The sequence below is a fragment of the Sphingomonas sandaracina genome (genome assembly GCF_036663695.1).
Classification (GTDB): domain Bacteria; phylum Pseudomonadota; class Alphaproteobacteria; order Sphingomonadales; family Sphingomonadaceae; genus Sphingomonas.
This window is the reverse complement of record NZ_JAXOJK010000001.1, coordinates 81,109-101,732: the sequence shown is the minus strand read 5'-3', so window position 1 is coordinate 101,732 and position 20,624 is coordinate 81,109. Positions and strand designations below refer to the sequence as shown.

Here is a 20,624-nt window from a genome sequence, read left to right as displayed (position 1 = left end):
AACGAGCGATGCGCAACGGAATCATGCTGACGGTCGCAGCGCTGCTATCGACGACAGCGTTCGCCCAATCGCCGCCCCAGAGCGTCGTACCGGATGCGAACGCGCCGAAGGGACGGCTTTCCGATGCAGCGGTGCCGAAGGCCTATCGCCTCGACCTGACCATCCTTCCCGAAAGCGATGGCTTCAGCGGGCATGACGAAATCGACGTCGTACTGAAAGGCAGCACGACCAAGCTGTATATGCACGGTCGCGATCTCGTCGTCGGCAAGGTCTTCGCCCGCATCGGCAGCACCATCGTCCCGGCGACTTTCACGCAGGTGGACGCGATGGGTACCGCGCGGCTCGATTTCGCCAGCGCCGTCCCGGCGGGTGCCGCCACGCTGGTGTTCGACTATCGCGGCAAGTTCGGCGACGACGCGTCCGGTCTCTACCACGTCAAGGTCGGCGAGCGCTGGTACAGTTGGACCCAGTTCGAGAGCATCGACGCGCGGGCGGCGTTCCCGTCCTTCGACGAGCCGGGATTCAAGCAACCGTTCACGGTCAGCGTCACGACCCATCCGGGCATGACGGTCGTGAGCAACAGCCCCGAAATTGGCACGACCAAAACCGCGGCCGGACTGGAGACGCACCGCTTCGCGCCCACCAAGCCGCTGCCGACGTACCTTGTCGCGGTGGATACGGGGCCTTTCGTCAGACTGACGGGGACGATCGCACCGACGCCGGAGCGCGCAAAGCCGATGCCGTTCGGAGCGGTCGCGACTCAGGCACAAAAGGACAAGATGGGGTACGTGATGGCGGAGACCCCGCGCATCGTCGGCCTGCTCGAGCGCTATTTCGGGGAGCCGTTCCCGTTCCCCAAGCTGGACCAGATCGGCTCGCCGATCATGCCCGGTGCGATGGAGAATGCCGGCGCGGATACATATGGCGACGGGATCATCTTCCTCGACCACAACGCCACGACGAGCGACAAACAGTCATTCGGCATGATCGTCAGCCACGAGCTGGCCCACCAGTGGTTCGGCGATCTCGTCTCCCCTGCCTGGTGGAGCGACATCTGGCTTAACGAGAGTTTCGCGAACTGGATGGGCTACCGTATCGGCAACGAGTGGCGGCCCGAACTGGGCATCGGCGTCGGCGCCATTGCCGAAGGCTTCGGCGCGATGAACACCGACGCGCTCGAGGTTGGGCGTCCGATCCATCAGGCGATCACCGACAACTCTCAGATCGACGCCGCGTTCGACAACATCACCTACGGCAAGGGTGGCCAGGTGGTTGCGATGATCGCCGCGTATCTGGGCGACGACAAGTTCAAGGCCGGCGTGCGCCTCCATTTGAAGCGCCATGCTTACGGCAACGCCTCGTCGGAGCAGTTCTTCCAGTCGATCGCCGATGCCGCGCATGATCCCAAGGTGCTCGCGGCGCTGACGAGCTTCGTCGACCAGCAAGGCGTCCCGGTGATCGACGTGCGCCGCGACGGTGGCAAGCTGACGGCTGTTCAGTCGCGCTACGCGTTCGTGGGTTCGAAGCTGGCACCGCTCCAGTGGACGATTCCCTTCTGCGTGCGCATCGACGCCGGCAAACAATGCACCTTGATGGACGCGAAGACCGCGACGCTGAGCATTACCGCCGGGCGCGTGCTGATGCCCAATGTCGGCGGCACCGGCTATTACCGGTTCGATCTGGCGCCCGCGGACTGGCAGGCGCTGATCGCGTCGTCCGCCACGTTGTCGCCCGGCGAGGCCGTCGCGACCACGGACAGCCTGTGGGCGTCGTTCCGGGCCGGCAAGGCGCCTGCGAAATGGCTGATCGCCGAGGCGCGGGCGATGGCCGCCAATCCGGATGCGGCCGCCAGCGTCGATCCGGGCGACCGGATTTCGGGCTGGCGCTCGCGCGGTCTGATCGCGCCGGCGTCGTTGCCGGCATATCGGTCGCTCATGGCTTCCATCTACACGCCGCAATTGACCAAGCTCGGCTTCGACCCGGCCGCCGGCGCGCATGCGAGCGACGATCCCGGACACCAGAATTTGCGCCACCGGCTCGTCGGGCTGGTCGCCGATGACGCGCGCGACCCGGCCGTTCGCGCCAAGCTGAAGGACGCGGCCAGCCGCTTCCTCGGAGGCGACGCCGCCGCGCTCGATCCAGGCTTCCTCTCCGACGGCTTGACAGTGCTTGCGGCGGACGGCGGCTTGCCGGTCGCCAAGATGCTGGTCGAGCGCGGGCTGTCCAGCGAGGATCCGACGCTCCGATCGAGCGCCTTGGCGGCAGCGGCGTCGAGCGGCCGCGCCGATGTCGCCCGGTATCTGCTGTCACTCGACGACAAGCGCCTGCGCGGCTTCGATCGATTGCAGTTGATCTTCGGTATCGTCCGCACGGTCGAGACCCGCGATTTCGGCACCGATTGGGTGCTGGCGAACTATGACCGGCTGGTTGCGGGCGCCAACGGCATCTTCATCACTAGCCGGCTGCCATCGGCGTTCGCCTCGCAGTGCGGCGTCGATCGCGCCGCCATGATCGATGCGAAAGTCGGGCCTACGGTGCGCAAGTCCAATGTCGGCCTGCTCGCCTATCAGCGTGCGCTTGAGGGGATACGACTCTGTGGCGCACTGCGAGACGCGAAAGCGGCCGAGATCGCGGCGGCCATTACCAACGGCGGCTAACCGGCAGAAGCGGTGAGGGAGTTGTCGCGACCTTTAGAGCAGCGACGGCGAATTGGTGCGGAGAATGCCTTGCTCCCTCCCCCTCACGAGGTGGTTTGGCGAGGGCGAGGCTGGGCCCCCGCTAGTCGACCTTAAGTTCAAGATGCGTGCGCCCAGCAGGGGTAGCTGCACGTTGTGACTTGCGGTAACAAAAGGGAAAACCATGACGACCTATCCACTGAGCGAACCGGCTACCATCTACGCCGTCGGCGATCTCGATGCTAAAAGCACCGACGTTCTTGGACGGGGTACGCTGTCCGAATGTGCCGACCTCATTGCCGAATTCCCCGCAGAAAAGCGGAATTCGGTCCGTATCCAGATGGACGACCTGGATCTCCAGTTCGATTCCGACGAGGTGGACGAGCTTCTGCAATTCCTGCGGGACGAGAGTTCGGGATTGTCGAACAAGGACATCTCTACAATCCCAGAACCCGACAGCTGACCGCCACCGGGATATCCTCTGCTCTACGCCAATTTGGTGCGGCGACTGTGGCAGCCTCACCCATCGCCGCCCACTCAGCCGGTGTTCTTCAGCGTTTCGCGCAGGGCATCGGCAGAGGCGTGCAACGCGGTAAGTTCGTCATCGGCAAGGCCGGGTGTCAGGATGCGAAGCACGCCACCCGCACCGATGAGGCAGGGCAGACTGAGGTACAGGTCGTCGATTCCGTACTGGCCTTCCACCCGTGTCGATACGGGTAGCACCACGCGCTCGTCGCGGTGGATCGCCTCGCAAATACGGACGATCGCGGTGGCGACGCCGAACGAGGTATAGCCCTTGCCATCGGTGATCGTATAGCCGGCGCGCATGACATCATGCGCGATCGCCGGGCGATCGAAGGCTTGTCCGTCGAGATAGGCGTCCAGGTCCATGCCGCCGATCCGGACCGTGGAATAGGCCATGACCTCGCTGTCGCCATGTTCGCCCAGCACCAATGCCTCTACCGCGCCGGGCGCGATCCCGAGCCGGTCGGCGATGCGTTTGCGAAAGCGGTTGCTGTCGAGCAACGTGCCGGTACCGATCACCCGTGCCCACGGAAGCCCGCTGGCAACCTGCGCGACCTGCGTCATCGCATCGGCGGGGTTCGAGGCAACGACGAGGATGCCATTGAAACCGGCAGCCATGGCTTGGCCGACGCAATCGCGCACGATCGCCGCGCTCTTGTCGGCGATCGCCGTACGCGGCTGTCCGTCCTTGTTGGCGGCGCCTGCGGTGATGACGAGGATGGTCGCGTCGCGCACATCCGCATAGTCACCACCCCAGATCCGGGTCGGGCGCGCGATCGCATTGGCATCGGCGATGTCGGTAGCCTCGGCAACCGCACGCTCGGGATCCGCATCGATCAGGACGATTTCGGCAACCAGACCACGCAGCATCAGGGCGTAGGCGGCTGCGGCGCCAACATTACCGGCGCCGATGATGGCGATACGCGACGATGGGACCATGGCGGTTTCCTCAGAATCTTGATGATAAAGCGCTGTGCAGCACGTTTGCGTCGATCAACTATCGGGGCTCGATAAGGTCGCATCGACCCGACCTCCCGTGAACGACCCTGAGTGGACGTCCAGTCCGCCATTCCCGCTCTTTGAGTTCGGGCCTTCATGTATCTATACGAACGGCTGTCTGCACCGCTCAATAGTTTCAGAGTGTCGCGCTTGCCCCGCCCCGTCCCCTCCCCTCCCCGCAATACGGTGTATTCCAACAGTGATAATACTTATGCACCTGATAAACGGCTAGAATTACTAGCAACCTTTGGACGAACTGGTTGGTTTGGCGCTCGGGATCATCAGATCGAGAGCCGCTCCGGCTTGACTGTATGGCCCCGAAAACAGGGGCCGTCTCATGACACAACATCGCAACTTCACACGGATCGCCGGGCTGGCCGCGATCGGCATCGGCACGATCTCGCTCGCCGCATGCGTCAATCCCTCCGCCAAGATCGCGACCTCGCTCGAGGGCTATGGGTTCCAGCCTGCCCAGTCGCAGTGCGTCGGCGACCGGCTTGAGGCGAACTTGTCGCTCGGCCAGCTCCAGCAACTCGGTCGCGCGGTCAAGGCTTCGCGCGAAGGAGACACGACGCCGGGCCGCCTGACGGTCAGCGATTTCGTTCGCGTATCGGGGCAGGTGAAGGATCCCAAGGTGCCGCTCGAAGTCGGCAAGGCGGCTGCAGCATGCGGCATTCTCGCTGACCCGGCATCGCCGCTTTAACCTGGACCACCCGGCATTGCCCCGACGCGGGCGATGCCGGGTAACCTCAACAAATCCAGCCCCGTAGAGGGTTTCAAGGACTGGATCATGGAAGACGTGACGTATGCAGGCGATACGGTAGCATCGAATACTTGCGATTTTGGGGCGCAAGCCTAGGGCTATGTCGAGATCTGGGCACCGCGGGTCATCGCCGCGTGGATTATCCTGGTGATCGGCTAGGCGATCGCGCGGGCCGCCAAATGGGACGTAGCGGAGCTTGTCAACAAGGCGCCGCTCGCGCTGCACGCCAACGCGAACCCGCGCAACCCGACCACGATCGGCGCGCAGGTCGGTGAAGCCGCATATTGGGTGGTCCTTATCGCCTTGTTCTTGGCCACGCAGCCTTTGGGCCTCGTCGGCGCAACCGGTCCGCTCGGCGACATGCTACAGTGCTTCGGCACGCCCGTGCCACGGATCATCGGCGCTGCGTTGATCTTCTTCCCCGGCGATGTCCTCGCCAAGGTCGCCGAAAAGGCGGTCGAGGCGATCATTACGGCAAGCCATGTCGAGCGTTTCTCGACGCATGTCGGTGCTGTCACGCCGACCGACCCGATGATGCTGCCCAGTACCGTCGGTGGCATCGTGTTCGCGCTGATCATCATTCCCGTATCGATCGCGGCACTCTACACGCTGAACATCGCGGCGATCTCGCAGCCCGCAACCGCTATGCGGCGCTTCATCCTCGATGCCATTCCGCATGTCATTGTCGCTTGGATGATCCTCGCCGTCGCCTATGTCATCGCCAAGTTCGCGTCGCGTCTGTTGACGCAGTTTCTGGCGACGACCAGCTTCGACCGCACGATCGGTTCGATCGATGTCCTGGGCAACGCAGAGAACCGCGAACTCGGTGGATCGTTGGCCAGCCCATCGTTCGTGTCGTCGAAGACCGTCGGCACCGGCGCGTTCGTCGCGATCCTGATCTTCGGCTTGATGAAGGCATTCCTTCAGCTGAACTTCGCCTACGGTTCGCAGATCATGGCCGAGGTGCTGACGCTGTTCGGGCAGGTAGTGTTCGGTGCGATCATCATCTTCGGATCGGTCGTGATCGCTCGCTTCGTGGCCCGTACCATCGAGCGTAACGGCGACCACAGCGCGCGCGTTGCGGCACCTGTCGTGCGGATCGCGATCTTCGTGCTCGGCACGGCGGTTGGCCTGCGCTTCATGGGCCTGGCCGACGACATCATCAACCTGGCGTTCGGTTTGCTGCTGGGGGCGATCGCCGTGGCCTTTGCGCTCGCGTTCGGACTGGGCGGTCGCGACGCGGCCGGGGATGCCGTCAAGCGGATGCTCGATGGCGCCAAGTCGAGCGACGACACGCCGAATGCGCGTCGGACTGTCGACGGTGATCGTCGCGAGACGGCCCCTACCGGCATGGTCTCGATGGATCGTCAGTCGGGCACCGGCTTCGACCGTCCGAACAATAATGACGACACGCGGGGCACTACTGACCGTACCCTGATCTGACCTTCTCTTCCCCAACCAAAGGAAACGCTCATGAACACCGATACTCTCACCGGCGGCGCCACCAACGTCAGCAGCAAGGTCAACGAGACGCTAGGCGGCGCGATCGGCGACAGGTTGCGGCAGAGCGAAGGCGCAGCGGATTAGCTGGACGGCACCATCCAGAAGACTGTCGGCTAGGCAAAGGATGTCGTCGAGGACACCATCCAAACGCTGATCGACTATGTCTGCCAGTTCTCGAAGGAGCGTCCCTTCACCGCAGCAGCCGTGGCCGGCGTGCTCGGCATCGCCGTCATCAATACGCTGCGCGGCAAATAATCCGCCGGACCTGACGATCAGTCGTCGGGCGGGGCAGTAACAGCCGCCCCGCCCGATATCTCATTGACCGACGGACGTCAGCGGATGCGTCCCACGCGAAGCATCCTCAAAAATGGCCATTGGCTCTTCCACCACCGGCGCGTCTGGAGAGCCGACTGTTCGTCCTCGACGTATCGCAACGGCACGCCGGCTTGCGGCCGAAGTCATCGGTACGTTCTGGTTGGTTCTCGGCGGATGTGGCGCTGCGGTACTCGCGGGCGGCACGGGTGTTCCCGGTACGATCGGCATAGCCGGTGTCGCTCTGGCGTTCGGTCTGACGGTCTTCACGATGGCGTTTGCCGTCGGCTTTAATTCGGGCAGCCACTTCAATCCGACCGTCAGCGTCGGCTTGACGATCGCCGGGCGGTTTCCCGTCCGCGACCTGCCGGGCTATGTCATTGCGCAAGTAATCGGCGGCATCCTGGGCAGCGCCGCACTCGCCGCGCTCGCGTCGGGAACTGCAGGGTTCGACCTCGTCGCCAGCGGGTTCGCCGCGAACGGCTATGGTGTGCATTCGCCGGGCGGATACAGTGCGGCAACGGCCTTCCTTGCCGAAGCGCTCCTGACCGCAGGCTTTCTGACGGTTATCCTCGGCGCTACCGACGAGCGTTCGCGGGCTCCGTTCGCGCAGCTGTCGATCGGCCTGGCGCTGACGCTCATCCATCTCATATCGATACCGATCGACAATACGTCGGTGAACCAGGCACGCAGCACGGGTCCGGCGCCGTTCGTCGGCGGGTGGGCGTTGTCGCAACTCTGGCTGTTCTGGATTGCACCGCTCAGCGGCGCCGCGGTTGCCGGACTTATGGGCCGCTTGGCTGTTCGTCCATACGGATGACGACCAGTCGCCCGGACCGATCGGGGATACCCCAGTCGAACTGATGGTCGGCGACGATCGCAAGACACCGCGCGACCTGTAGGCCGGATCGTACGACCGTGGTCGCCCCAGCAGAACGGCGGCCACAGTTTTGTTATTCGCAAGAACCTTTCAATTCAGTGAGCAACTCAAACCCATATTTGACCACATTCATAGTTAATACAGCCCGATATACTTAAGTGAATAATTATTAAATATTACTGTATTTAGTCGATTAATTGCATACTTGCCCACAACACGACGCCTTCAATATTCGCGCTGACAGTATCAAGCTAAGTCTGAATTCCGACATCCACTCGAACATTTTTCAGTCCCTTAGCGGCCTTCACTAGCTACAACGGGTTCATAATGTGTCGAGAAAGAGTCCGACCGCTGCGTCATGAGCCAGGCAGGCTTCGCATTTTGTCGATAAGATGTCGTCGTCAGATCTTATCCCGACAAGCGAGAAGCGCCTCTCGATAAAACGCCTCACCCAAAAGGAAGGCTCCTAATCGGGGACAAATACCTGCCAACCTACAAAAAAACCGGATTTATCACGTCTAGTGCACGCGCAGACCATATTGAAGGGTCAAAAATTCAATCCCCGCACTCTCTTTATACAACAATATTGCTTAACATCGGTATTTTCGGCGGATAACCGCCGGCTTTTTATAAGCTGATTCTGATTCAGAAAGGTGCCGGAAACTAACTTTTTTGGCATTCTGCATGAGATCAGGAGGGGGCACGGCGACGTAGATGTTTGCTGACTTTTTCTCACGGCGGGTTTCGCACCCTGACAGGTCACCTTTGTTAGAATTGACCGTATTTCAATATGGTGCGAGGGCCGATAAGCCTCCATACGTTGTCAGGCTTGGCACCAAGTGTGGTTGGGTAGGAGTAAATTTTGGCCCGTATTATCATGGCAGAGGACGACGAGATCGTCGGCGAGATTGCCCAGGACGCGTTGATCGGTGCGGGGCACGGCGTTGGTTTGCTGCCGGACGGCAAGGACGTCATCGCCGTCTTACGGACTAAGCGTCCCGACCTCGTCATCCTCGACTGCAACATGCCGGAGATGAACGGCCTGCTGGTGCTGAGAGAAATGCGCAACTCGATTGATCTCTGTGATATGCCGGTGCTTATCCTCACCGGGAGGCGGAGCGATCAGGACGTCGAGCTAGCGATGTACGAAGGCGCCAACGACTATTTGAAGAAACCTTTCGAACCTGACGAACTGGTCTTCAGGGTCGAGGAAATGCTGAAAAAGCATCCGCCACAGCAACGACCAGTGGCTGGCCGCTGATGCAAGAGGCACTCGATCAGCCGCCCGCGCGCCTTACCCGCATCATCTACGTGGAGGACGACGCCCTCATGGGCGATATGGTCAAGGAACTGCTGACTGATGCCGGCTATCTCATTGGCGTCGTCGGCCACGGCACGTTAGCCTATGAGACGATCGCCTTCAAGAAGCCCGATCTCGTCATCCTCGACCGCTCACTGCCGGGGATGCAGGGGTTGGAAATCCTGCAGCGCCTGCGCGCGGCGCCCGAGACCTACCTGATCCCCATATTGATGCTTACCGCCCAGGGTGGCGAAGACATGATCGACGAGGGGCTTGGCGCGGGCGCGAGCGGGTATCTTATCAAGCCGTTCGACCCCGACATTCTCGTTCTGAGGGTTGGCGAGATCCTGAAGGAAAGTTTGTTCAAACACAATTTGCGCTGACGGAACTAACCAACGATGCAGGTGGAGAGTTAACCTTCTCAAGATAGGCTACAGCAATGCGCGACCTGTCTTTACCATCGCTGCCGTTGATCGGCCGGCCCCGCTGGACACCGGCGTTGTTCACCGGGGTCTGTTATCTTGCGGGGGCAATGCTCGGGTTGGCGATCAGCCGCGGTACCGAAGGCATTGCGGCACTCTGGCCTGCAAATGGCATCCTGCTGTCCGGCCTGATGCTCGCGGCGCCGGGGACACGACGCCCACATGTGGTGCTATGCTGTGTCGCGAGCCTGTTCGTAAACTGGTGGTCGGGTTCCAGCCTCATCGTATCGGCGGTATTCACGCTTGCCAATCTCGCGACCGTGGCAACGGCCTATACCCTGATCCGCCGCTGGACATCAGGGATCGAGCTTTTCGAGAGCGCCAATGGGGTATGCCGCTTTCTTCTGGCGACGCTTGTCGCGGTGCCGCTTGGCGCCACCATCGCGGCAAGCGCGATCGCTGCGGGAGGTGGTCCTTTCAGGGCTGCGTGGATCAGTTGGGCGGCGAGCGACCTCATCGGCATCGTATTGATCGTATCGTTCTCGTTGACCTGCGCGCGCTATCGTCTGGCACGCCCTTATGCCTCCGCGTCACGATCGACATTCGACATTGCGGTTGGCCTATTTGCGGTGCTCACGACCACCCTCGCAATCTTCAGCCAAACCGGGTTACCGGTCCTGTTTCTGCCGCTCGCTGCGCTCGTGCTGGCAACGTATCGTATGGGCCTGCTGGGGGCGGCTGCAGGAACGCTCGTCATCGCCTTGATCGGATCGACCCTTACGGCTTTGGGACTTGGGCCGATCGCGCTGATAAACGCAGGCGCGGCCCTACATATCTTGTTCTTTCAAGGGTATCTGGTTACCATATATGCGACCTGTCTGCCGCTGGCGCTGCTGCTTGCGGAACGGCGGCGACTGAGCGAACGCCTCGACGAAAGCGATCGGCGACACCGGCGTATTCTGGACCGCTCGCGCGAGGTGATTTTCGAGACTGACCTGGAGGGCCGCTGGATATATCTTAATCCGGCCTGGGAAACTCTTACTGGCCGGACGAACGAGGAGAGTATCGGCCGATCGTTTATCAGTACGATCCACCCGGCGGATCGCGACGCGGCGATGGCGCGCCTGGCATCGCTACTCGCGCGCGATGTCGACGAATGCCGTCAGGAATTGCGTTACCTCACCGCCGGCCCTGACCAGACCGACCGTTGGGCGTCGGTACGCAGCCACCTCCTGATCGATCAATCGGGCAATATCGTTGGCACATATGGCACCCTGCATGATGTCACCGCCCGCCGTTCCGCCGAGCAGGCGAGGCTAAAAAGCGAGCGTTTGTACCAGCTGCTGGCGGACAATTCGAACGACATGATCGTCCAGTTTACGATGGACGGTGTCCGCCGCTACGTCTCCCCAGCGTCTAAAAATGTTTTGGGATATGCCCCGGAAGAGCTAGTCGATGCCGCCGCCGCGAAGGAAATACATCCTGATGATCGCGGCACGGTGATAGCGACATGTCGGACGTTGCTGAATGGCGCCGTCAATCCGATCTGTACATACCGGCAGCGTCATAAGAACGGTCATTATATCTGGCTCGAAGCAAGCTACCGCCTGCTCCACGATACCAGCAGCAATAAACCGACCGGATTCATTGCAAGCGTTCGCGATGTCGGTCGTCGCCGACAGGCGGAACTCGATCGATCGCGTTCGACCGCCGAATTGCAGGAAACCAACCGGCTGCTTACCATGGCTGAGGCGATGGGACGCGTCGGTCATTGGCGCGTCGACTGCGCTAGCCAGTCCGTCTTTTGGTCCGACGTCGTGTGCGAGATCCACGGTCAGCCGGCCGGCCATGCTCCAGCGTTTGCCACCGCTCTTGCCGTCTATCATCCCGATGACCGCGCGGACGTCGAGTTGAAAGTCAGCGACGCGCTGGAAAATGGCACACCGTATGAATTCCATGCACGGCTGCTGCGGCCGGACAGACAGGTGCGACACGTGATCGCCAGAGGTCGCGCCGAGCAAGGCCCGGACGGCGCCGTCATCGGCCTATTCGGCGTCATCCAGGACGTAACTGAACAGGCGGGAATAGAAGCCCTGCTGCGTGATCGGGAAGCACGCTTTCGCCTCATCACCGAACAGGCGGGAGATATCATCTCGCTCCACGCGACCGATGGTGCCTACCGGTTCATTTCGCCCGCCGTTCGGGCGGTCCTTGGCCATGACCCCGACGAGATGCTCGGCAAAACGCTCGAGATGTTCATCTCCGAGGAGGATATACCGCTGCTGGCCCCGCACCGGGCGCAGCTTCACATCGAGGCACCCGGCGCGGTAACGACGCTGCGCTTCCGCATGCGTCATGCCGATGGCCATCACATCTGGGTTGAGGCTGCAGCACGTCTTGCAGACTATATGGGCGACACGTGTACGATATTGGTTTGTCGGGACATCAGCGATCAGGTCGTGGCCGAGGTCGAGCTGCGCGAAGCACGAGCCCTCGCCGAGGCCGCGGCACGTGCCAAGGCAAACTTCCTTGCCAACATGAGTCACGAAATTCGCACGCCGATGAACGGCGTGATCGGCTTCACCGACCTGCTGCTGTCGAGCGACCTTCGTGCCGACCAGCGCCGGCAGGCTGAACTCATCGCCGACTCAGGACGCGCAATGATGAGACTGCTCAATGATATCCTGGACTTGTCAAAGGTCGAAGCCGGTCAGATGACGGTCGCGGAAGAACCCGTCGACCTGCCCCACGCCCTCAGGGCGTGCGTTACGCTGGTCATGCCCGCGGCGGCGCAGAAGCACATCGCGCTTGACTACGACTTCGCCGAAAACCTGCCCAAGATGGTCGTCGGCGATGGACTGCGCCTCCGTCAAATAGTTCTCAATCTGCTTGGCAACGCCGTAAAGTTTACCGAACATGGCCGCGTCACCTTACGCGCCTCGATTCAGCCGGGTGGAACGCCGTCTATCGTCATCGAAGTCGAGGACACGGGGATCGGGATCGCGCCCGATCGCCAAGCGGCGGTATTCGAGCAATTCGTCCAGGCTGAGACGGGCACCGCATCCAAGTTCGGTGGCACGGGGCTCGGACTCGCGATCAGCGCGCAGCTGGCGCGGCTGATGAACGGAAAACTTACCCTGACAAGCGTGCTTGGCGAAGGCACACGCTTTTTTCTGTCGCTGCCGCTGCGCACCTGTGAGGCATCGGCGTCAACCCCTGTGTCTACGTCTGACGGTAATGTCGAAGACGCTTGTGCCGAGTTGAGGCCAGGCTTGCGCATCCTTGTCGCCGAGGATCACGACGTGAACCAGTTACTGATGCGCTCCATGCTGGAAAGGCTGGGGTGCGATGTTGATATTGCGGAAAACGGCCATGTTGCCGTGGAACGCGTTCAGCACGCAGTGGCCGTAACGCGGCCTTATGCCATGGTGCTCATGGACATGCAGATGCCAGAACTCGACGGCATCGGAGCAGCACGTCGCATCCGCGCGAGCGGCATTACCGCAACGGATCTGCCGATCGTGGCGTTGACCGCGAACGCCTATGCGGATGACATCGCCGCATGCCTCGATGCGGGCATGCAAGCGCATCTGGCAAAGCCGATGCATCTCGACGGCCTCCAATCCGCTCTGGCGCGCTGGACCGACATGCGCCAGCCGCACGCGGCGTTGAATATCAAGAGCCGCTTCAGTCCGAAGATCGAGGGCCGCTATCGCCAGCGCAAAGCGGAGATCATGGCTATGCTAACCGACCTGTTGCGGGCTGACACCTACACCGATACCGAAATGCTCGCTGCAGTCGACCTGCACCATAAGCTTGCCGGGACGGCCGCAATGTTCGGCGATGAGGTGCTGGGCCACGAGGCGCAACGGTTCGATGTCGAGGCCATGACATGGGATGATGACGACAGGCGAGCGCACGTCACGCAACACGTCGCCGCAATGCGTGCGGCAATCGAGATCGATAATCCGCGCAACGCCGTTGTCGGGCGGAACTGACGACCGCGGGGATCGCGCATGCCCTCGGGCTGCCCAATCCGGGATTACGGTCAAGAAGCAAACTAACACCGACGTCTGCTTGCCCGTCGCAAGCAGTGATGTGCTGGTGATATTCGAGATCTCGACGCTCGCTGTGAACACCCCGTGCGCGCCGGTACCGCTGGCATGGACGACGCGTTCGGGCTCACGCTCCCGATCGGAGCGGGCCAGCTTCACGATCTGCGTGGTGTCCTCAAGCAGCACCGGCCCTAGATCCCCGGCTGCCTTGGAGTGGCGATTCTTGCCGATCGGCGCGCCGTAGTCGCGGGTCATTTGCGGCGTCGAGAAACTGCCGACGTCGCCCTTCGCATCGACCCTTTCTGCTACACCCGCCACGTCTCGTTCAAAACAACCGCGTCAGTCGATAACAGCGCCAAAATCGCTGCTATTGCGAATCCTTCTCACCAAGCGTAAGCGCCCGCGAACTTTCGGGGAATGTTGTGCGTTTTGATCCATGCTGCCTGCTCGCCATAACGGCGCTCACCTCACCGTGCGTCGCAACCGCGGAAACGATGGCGGCGCTTATCGAGCATGATCGGGAGATTGTCGTTACCGCGCGAGCATCGCCGACCCCAAAGGCCGCCGACGATCGCTACAAGCCTACCCCCGACGCATCGACGCTACGGTCTGCGGCATCACCGCTCGATACGCCGCAGGCGGTCAATGTCGTACCCGCTCAGGTCATTCGCGATCAGCGGCCCCGCTATCTCGACGACGTGCTGACCAACGTCAGCGGTATTACGCAGGGCAACACTTTGGCCGGAACGCAGGACACGGTGCTCAAGCGCGGCTTCGGCGGCAACCGCGACGGTTCGGTCATGCACAACGGGACGCCGGTGGTGCAGGGCCGCGCCTTCAATGCCGCCACGCAGAGCGTCGAGGTGCTCAAGGGCCCCTCCTCGCTTCTTTATGGCATGATGGATCCGGGCGGCGTCATCAACATCGTCAGCAAGAAGCCGCTGCTTGAGACGCATCTGAATGTCGCCCTCACCGGATCGAGCTATGCAGCCAGCAGGTCGGGGCTTGAGGGCATGGCCGATGTCACCGGATCGTTGAGCGGCAGTTTCGCTGCGCGCCTCGTCGTCGATCATCAGGATGAGGATTACTGGCGCAATTTCGGCGAGCGCCGCGACACGCTGATCGCACCGTCGCTCGCCTGGTACGGGAAAAATACGCAGGCCGTAATATGGTACGAATACCGCAAGTTCGACTATCCGTTCGATCGCGGCACCGCACTCGATCCGCGTACGCTGACGCCGCTCGCGGTCCCGCGCCGCCAGCGTCTCGACGACGTGAACAACACGATGGCGGGGTCGAGCCACCTCGTCCAGCTCGCCGTCGACCATCAACTCGGTGGTGGCTGGGCAGCGCATCTCGCCTCCAGCTTCAACAGCGAGACCTACGACGCCGGCCAGCTCCGCGTGTCGGGCGTCAACGTCGCGCGGGGTACGCTCATGCGCAGCAACGATGCCACGCTCGGATCGCTCAGCACCGACGCCTATGCGCAAGCCTATATCGATGGCGGCTTCGAGCTGCTCGGTGTCGATCATCAGGTGATCGGCGGGATCGAAGGCGAATATCGTCGCTATTACCGGCGCGACCTGATCCGGCAGGCCGTCCGATCGACATTCAGCTACGTGAACCCGATTTACGGACTGGAAGCATTCCCTACGACGGTATCGGCAAGCGACAGCGACCAGACCGATCGACTCTACAATTACTCACTGTTCGCGCAGGATTCGATCCATCTCGGCGATCGCTGGATCGTCAGCGCCGGGGGGCGGCTGGTCGGTTTCGACCAGCGCGCCGGACGGGGTCGACCATTCGTCGCCAACACCGACCTGAACGACTGGGAGTTCGTGCCGCAGGCCGGACTCGTCTGGAAGGCGGCGGATGTGTTCTCGCTGTATGCGAGCTATACCCGCTCGTTGAAGCCGACCTCGACGATCGCACCGCTCGCCAGTGGTGTGACCATCGGATCCGGCTTCGCACCAGAGCGTGGACGATCGTTCGAGGTCGGCGCGAAACTCGATGTGCCCGATCGGATCACCGCAACGCTGGCGCTGTACGACATCGACAAGCGCAACGTGCTCGTCTCGCAGTTCGATGCCGCGACCGGCCTGACCGAATACCGGACCGCAGGACGAGCAATCTCGCGCGGGGTCGAGTTCGACATCGCCGGGCGGATCACCAAGGCGTTGAGCCTGATCGGCAGCTATGCCTACACGCACGCCCGCACCACGGAGGACCCGGTGTTCGCCGGCAAGGAACTGGCGAACGGCGCGCCGCACACTGCGTCGCTATCGGCCGCCTACGAAGTCGGACGGATCGCAGGCAACGACAGCCTGCGGCTTGGCGGCGTGGCGCGCTACGTCGCGCGGCGGCCGGGCGATAACGCGAACAGCTTCCGGCTGCCCGACTACACCGTCGCCGATGCGTTCCTGACCTACGACACGATGCTTGCGGGGAAGGCCGTTACGTTCCAGTTCAATCTCAAGAACGTCTTCGACAAGACCTATTACACGTCCGCGGTAAACGTTTACGGTGTTGCGATCGGCGATCCGCGCCGCGCGATCGGCACGATGAGCTTCCGTCTATGAGGAAGCGGCCGCTGCGTCTCGCGCGTCCCCGCCTCGCCCGTCACGGCTAAAACGACGACTGCCGTACTCGTCATGCAGCAGGCGGGGCCGTCTGCCGCCAACGACTTGAAGGGGTGCGATCATCTTGCCGCGCGGGGCTATGCGGTACGGCTCGCCGATCAGGCCGCGGATGAGGCGTAAGCGCGCGATGCGGATCTGGTCGTGATCTCGCTGAGCGCCTCGATCAAGAACGGGAAGCTTAGCTGGCGTGGGCTCGCGGTGCCATTGATGACGTGGGGGCGAGGGCGTTTCTGCCCACGGGCGTTAGGCAGTGACCGGCTTGGTACGCAGGAGAATTCGAGGGGGAAGACCTCACCTCCCCCTCGCGTCGGACTAAAGCCAGCGCACCAGTCCGGTCGCGAGGCTGTAGACCGCCCCCACGACTTTCAACTTCCCCTGTCGCTGGGGCTCGAGCAGCATCGGCTCAGAGTAGTTGCGCAGCCGATCGACCATCCGCCGTACGTTCTCATCGATCGTGCGGTTGAGCAGCGTCTCGGCGGTCGCCCCGGCACGCCGTGCTACCAGTACAGACGGGATTATCGGCTCGATCATCCGGCCGATGCTGCCGGGCAGTCGTACATCCTTGTTTACTACATCGACTGCAGCTGCGACGGCACCGCATTTTTCGTGCCCCAACACAACGACCAACGGTACGCCGAGCGCGGTCACGGAATATTCGATCGAGCCCATGCCCGCTGTATCGACATTGTTGCCGGCAGTGCGGACGATGAACAACTCGCCCAGACCCGCGCCGAACAGCTGTTCGGGACCGACGCGCGAGTCCGAGCATCCGACCAGCGTCGCGAACGGCTGCTGGCCCTCGGCAAGCGCCAGACGCCGAGCGCGCGACAGGTCGGACCGTACCGGGCGATCCGCGACGAACCCTGCATTGCCATCTTTCAGTCGCCGCAATGCTTCATCTGGCGTCAGCCGCGGCGTAGCTGCAACGATCGTGTCGGCGGCGTCGGCAGTCGACGTCATAGTTACGGCAGCCGCCGATGCGAGCGTGCCAGTGGTCAGAATATCACGTCGAGATACGGTCATATTTCATCCTTTCAGGGGAGGGAGTTTTAGAAGCGGGCAACCAAAGTGATCTGAGCGATATGGTTGGGACCAGGACGGTCGCGGCCGATCAGCGTCTGGTTGAGATAGCCGATCTCGGTCGATAGTCCGGGTTTCAGGGGAAGGCCGACGCCCGCAAAGGTGCGAACCTGATCAAGGCCGGATCGAACGCCCCAGCGCGTGTCTTCCAGCTCGAAAAAGACCTCACTCGTTACGATGGCGGAGGGCGAACCAGATTTGCCCAGCGGCATCACCCCGCGCAGCATCTGGCGCGCTCGCCACGACGTCCCACTGGCATTTTCGCGCCACCGCTGTTCGGTCCGCGTCCGCGCAATCAGCCGCAGTTTTGGGGACGAATGCAGTGTGACCAACAACTGCTGCCAGGTGCGGTGCTCGATCGACGACGCGCTGTCCTCGACGGGCGTGTTGCGAAAGACCGCATAGCCGCCGTAGATCGAGAGGTCGGGCGACGCCTCCCAGCCGAGCCCCAGGCGCAGATTGCGCTGACCTAGATGGTCGATATCGTTGGTGACCCGGATCTGCCCTTCGGCCCATACCCCAAGCCGCTCTCGGACGGTGCCGCTTGCGAGAAAGCCGCCCCAGGCCTGAACGTCGCTCTGTGCCAGCGCAGGGGTTGCGCCGAGACCGACTATGATCAGGGCGGACAGTCTTGCTGATGCCGCCAACCGGCACGGGGGGCCTCGCTGCTCTCTAAGATGCGTGCGTAACACAGCCACGACATTTCTCCTTCCGTTGTCGAGCGCGCCACATGATCGGGCGTTGCTCGCACAACTGAAATGGCCGGTTCGGCACCTTTGCGCCAATCGATAGTCCAGATACCTTTTGATAGGCTGAGACTATCGGTACCCATTCATTATCCGTGTCGCGCTTTGCGAGACGCGGTCCGCGATCATCGCGTACAGCGCGCCGTTCGCAGCGTTCTCACGCCAGCTTGCCGCGATCATCCGGTGGCCATTCCACTCGTCGGGACGCAGGATCCTGATCCCAGCATCACCACCGACTTCCGAACACATGTAAAGCCTTGGCAGGATCGCCAGACCAAGCCCGGTCGCCGCCATCTGTCGCAAACTGTCGAGGCTCGTGCCTTCATAGTCGCGTAACAGGACCATGCCGTATCGCTCGCAAAGGATCACGCCTTGCCGGTGCAGATGGTGCCGCGGATCAAGGCTCAGCACTTCGGCCCCGCGCAGATCCTCCGCGGTCAGCCGGCTGCGCTGTGCGAGCGGGTGGAACGGCGACGCCACGAGCACTAGGTCCTCACGGAACAGTGGTTCGATCGCGAGTGCATCACCGTGCATCGGTAGCGGCCCCAGGATCATGTCGAGCTTGCCACGGGCGAGTTCGAGCGTCTGTTCATCAGGAATGCCCTCGCGGATATAAAGCCGTAGGCCCGGATGATCGCGCGTGAGGTCGGCGATGACGCCCGGCAACAGATACGGCCCCAGCGTCGGCGTCACGCCGAACCGGATCGTCCCGACGGCCCTGTCGCGGGCAGACGACGCGAGATCGCAAATATCCTGTCGTTCCACGAGCAGCTTTCGCGCACGGTCTGCGACATCTCGCCCGATCGGCGTCAACTGCGCCCCAGCCAATTGGCGCTCGACTAGCGTGATCCCGAGTTCCGCTTCGAGCACGCGGAGTTGCTGGCTTAATGTCGGTTGCGAGACGTGCACCGCTGCGGCAGCACGTCGGAAATTGTGCGCGTCGGCGATCGCAACCAGATATTCCAGCTGACGAAAGGTTGGCATACCGCTCCTACGCGCACGTTCGCATTCTGTAGATGGCGGTAGTCAAACTTTACTTATTTCCGCAACTCATTTGCTGACCCGCGCCCAATGACCGACGACGCGCGGGAGCCGGGCAGAGGTACGCTGCGCAGGTGACACCGGCTAGGTTCCAATGGTCGAGAAATACACAGACGCCGCCAGCATGGCTGTCGCACCGATGGCGAGATAGACGATGGTGTAGAACCAGACCTTTATGCCCGCCAGCGCGGGTAATCCCAGGACGACCGCCTGTCGGCGCAGCCTCTAGAACCTGCGTGGCTCATGATTGATCATGTCGCAGGTACCGCGAAAGCCATAGTTCGCGGTTCCTTGGACGGTGATCCGGCCGCTGCGGCGATCGATGACGATCTTCGGTTTGTTGAGCCCGTTGAGCCGGTAGCTCGCGCGGATGACCTCAGAACTGACGGACACATCGTACAGGTCCCACCAGCCGTTGTTGCCGCGCGAGATCGGGGGAATCAGCGAACGGGGCAAGCGGATCCGACCGGCCCCATCCCATGTCTGGACGATCAGCGACGCACCGTACAGTTCGGTCCTCGTCGTATTGTAGGTACCGTGCTCATACCGGTCTCGATCGCAACTCCATAACCATGTCGTACCGCTCGCGATCCCCGTCTTAAATCCATCGCCAAAGCAGCCGAGGCCGAGATCGACGGTTCTGCCGTCGACGACTAGCCCGGCGCTTGGGTACACCGGTCGGCCATTGTCCGGGCGGACCGGTGGGCGTCTATAGCTTGGGTCCGGCTGGTACCCCGGCCACGGCCGAGTGGTCGTTTGCCCTTGGTAGCGATCGGTACGGCCGGCACTCTTTCGGCGGGGATCAGGTTTGGAAAACGCGAGCGTTCTCGAAACCCAACCAGGTCCGCCATTCCCGGATGCCATTGCTGGAAATGTTCGCGATCGTGGCCTATGCTGAAACAATCGTATTCGCGCCGCCGTGCGGACCCAAACGAAGACTTCCAACCCGCCGTTCCTTGTGCCTCAGCTTCGAACGCTCATTCATCAGAGCGGAAGGCGACACATTTCGCATCGCATGTCGCGTCAGAGATCGCGATCGGGTCTGCCTACCGGGCGGGCTTCAACAGTTCCAGACGTGGGCCGCGCAGCCCGGTCACGACGCGTATCGCGCGATCAGCACCCACGGCAAGATCAACACGGCCCAACAGGCGAACAGCTCGAACGTGTCCGCTCCGGTCTGATATATCTGCCCAACCAAAGCGAGCAGCGCTCCCACCAGCAGGCTAACCAGGGTAAGCGCAGCCTTGCCCGCAACCGCGTTGAGATCAAGCCGCCAGCAGGCGAGCAGGGCAACCAGGATCGCTGCTTCGGCTAGGCCAATCTTGGCGAGACGATCCAGATCGGTCCAATTGAAGGCAAAGAAAAAAATCACTGCCGCAGCCAAGGCGAGCGTGCCCAGCCACAAGGCCAGCAGGCTCAGGAACGCCCGCCATTGCGCCGGTCTCGGAACGATCCCAGCCGCCCGCAACGCAGCAAGTTCGCTGCCGCGCACGACTCGCCGGGACACGATCCAACCCAGAACCTCTTCTCTGAATTGGCTCATCTAGTCCCCCGCTTGCTAATCATGGATAGCGGGTCTGTTCTCCCCGCGCCATCGTTTCGGCCGCGCATTTGAGCAATCGTACCCGATACCAGCCAGAGCTTGAGGGACTGGCTGGTCAGCTTGACACACACGCGGATA

General features: G+C 62.1%; 16 protein-coding genes and 1 pseudogene. 10 read left to right on the top strand and 7 right to left on the bottom strand.

Annotated elements, in window-relative coordinates:
* The first annotated feature begins 8 nt into the window (after positions 1-8).
* Together U1707_RS00400 and U1707_RS00395 are read left to right on the top strand one after the other, a co-directional pair.
* Entirely contained in the window at positions 9-2,657 is a 2,649-nt protein-coding gene (locus U1707_RS00400; RefSeq protein WP_332798193.1) for a M1 family metallopeptidase, read from the top strand.
* 202 nt (positions 2,658-2,859) lie between these two features.
* A complete protein-coding gene (locus U1707_RS00395; RefSeq protein ID WP_332798192.1) occupies positions 2,860-3,138 on the top strand; it encodes a hypothetical protein in 279 nt (92 codons plus the stop codon).
* A 74-nt stretch (positions 3,139-3,212) separates the two neighbouring features.
* On the opposite strand, the gene U1707_RS00390 is transcribed toward U1707_RS00395, so the two are convergent.
* Positions 3,213-4,139, bottom strand: a complete 927-nt coding sequence (locus tag U1707_RS00390) for an L-lactate dehydrogenase (protein WP_332798191.1) — start codon at positions 4,137-4,139, stop codon at positions 3,213-3,215.
* A 397-nt stretch (positions 4,140-4,536) separates the two neighbouring features.
* On the opposite strand from U1707_RS00390, the gene U1707_RS00385 reads away from it, so the two are divergent.
* The 7 genes from U1707_RS00385 (at position 4,537) to U1707_RS00360 (ending at position 13,377) form a co-directional block, all read left to right on the top strand.
* Positions 4,537-4,902, top strand: coding sequence for a hypothetical protein (locus U1707_RS00385; protein ID WP_332798190.1), 366 nt, complete (start codon positions 4,537-4,539; stop codon positions 4,900-4,902).
* 222 nt (positions 4,903-5,124) lie between these two features.
* On the top strand, positions 5,125-6,405 hold the full coding sequence (locus U1707_RS00380; RefSeq protein WP_332799004.1) for a mechanosensitive ion channel: 1,281 nt from the start codon (positions 5,125-5,127) through the stop codon (positions 6,403-6,405).
* Positions 6,406-6,435: 30 nt separating this feature from the next.
* Positions 6,436-6,549 (top strand): CsbD family protein, encoded by a 114-nt coding sequence (locus tag U1707_RS19105; protein ID WP_503676854.1) that lies wholly within the window; start codon positions 6,436-6,438, stop codon positions 6,547-6,549.
* A 283-nt stretch (positions 6,550-6,832) separates the two neighbouring features.
* Complete coding sequence (gene aqpZ / locus U1707_RS00375; RefSeq protein ID WP_332798189.1) at positions 6,833-7,597, top strand: aquaporin Z; 765 nt, start codon at positions 6,833-6,835, stop codon at positions 7,595-7,597.
* 922 nt (positions 7,598-8,519) lie between these two features.
* On the top strand, positions 8,520-8,918 hold the full coding sequence (locus tag U1707_RS00370; RefSeq protein WP_332798188.1) for a response regulator transcription factor: 399 nt from the start codon (positions 8,520-8,522) through the stop codon (positions 8,916-8,918).
* Positions 8,918-9,340, top strand: a complete 423-nt coding sequence (locus U1707_RS00365; protein ID WP_332798187.1) for a response regulator transcription factor — start codon at positions 8,918-8,920, stop codon at positions 9,338-9,340. The genes U1707_RS00370 and U1707_RS00365 overlap by 1 nt, the downstream gene beginning before the upstream one ends.
* A gap of 56 nt (positions 9,341-9,396) precedes the next feature.
* Positions 9,397-13,377 (top strand): PAS domain S-box protein, encoded by a 3,981-nt coding sequence (locus tag U1707_RS00360; RefSeq protein ID WP_332798186.1) that lies wholly within the window; start codon positions 9,397-9,399, stop codon positions 13,375-13,377.
* Positions 13,378-13,440: 63 nt separating this feature from the next.
* On the opposite strand, the pseudogene U1707_RS00355 reads toward U1707_RS00360, so the two are convergent.
* Positions 13,441-13,689 (bottom strand): annotated as a pseudogene (locus U1707_RS00355) (catalase); the annotation flags it as partial.
* A gap of 167 nt (positions 13,690-13,856) precedes the next feature.
* Here U1707_RS00355 and U1707_RS00350 point away from each other — a divergent pair.
* Entirely contained in the window at positions 13,857-16,016 is a 2,160-nt protein-coding gene (locus U1707_RS00350; RefSeq protein ID WP_332798185.1) for a TonB-dependent siderophore receptor, read from the top strand.
* A gap of 372 nt (positions 16,017-16,388) precedes the next feature.
* On the opposite strand, the gene U1707_RS00345 is transcribed toward U1707_RS00350, so the two are convergent.
* The 5 genes from U1707_RS00345 to U1707_RS00325 all read right to left on the bottom strand — a co-directional run bounded on the left by U1707_RS00345 (position 16,389) and on the right by U1707_RS00325 (position 20,486).
* Positions 16,389-17,099, bottom strand: coding sequence for a carbonic anhydrase (locus U1707_RS00345; RefSeq protein ID WP_332798184.1), 711 nt, complete (start codon positions 17,097-17,099; stop codon positions 16,389-16,391).
* A 26-nt stretch (positions 17,100-17,125) separates the two neighbouring features.
* Positions 17,126-17,854, bottom strand: a complete 729-nt coding sequence (locus U1707_RS00340) for a DUF2490 domain-containing protein (protein ID WP_332798183.1) — start codon at positions 17,852-17,854, stop codon at positions 17,126-17,128.
* A 120-nt stretch (positions 17,855-17,974) separates the two neighbouring features.
* Complete coding sequence (locus tag U1707_RS00335; protein WP_332798182.1) at positions 17,975-18,886, bottom strand: hydrogen peroxide-inducible genes activator; 912 nt, start codon at positions 18,884-18,886, stop codon at positions 17,975-17,977.
* A 282-nt stretch (positions 18,887-19,168) separates the two neighbouring features.
* The gene (locus U1707_RS00330) at positions 19,169-19,618 is read right to left on the bottom strand and encodes a hypothetical protein (RefSeq protein ID WP_332798181.1); all 450 of its coding nucleotides are present in this window, start codon (positions 19,616-19,618) and stop codon (positions 19,169-19,171) included.
* A 418-nt stretch (positions 19,619-20,036) separates the two neighbouring features.
* Positions 20,037-20,486: a DUF2157 domain-containing protein gene (locus U1707_RS00325; protein ID WP_332798180.1), complete on the bottom strand. Its 450-nt coding sequence runs from the start codon at positions 20,484-20,486 to the stop codon at positions 20,037-20,039.
* Positions 20,487-20,624: the final 138 nt, after the last annotated feature.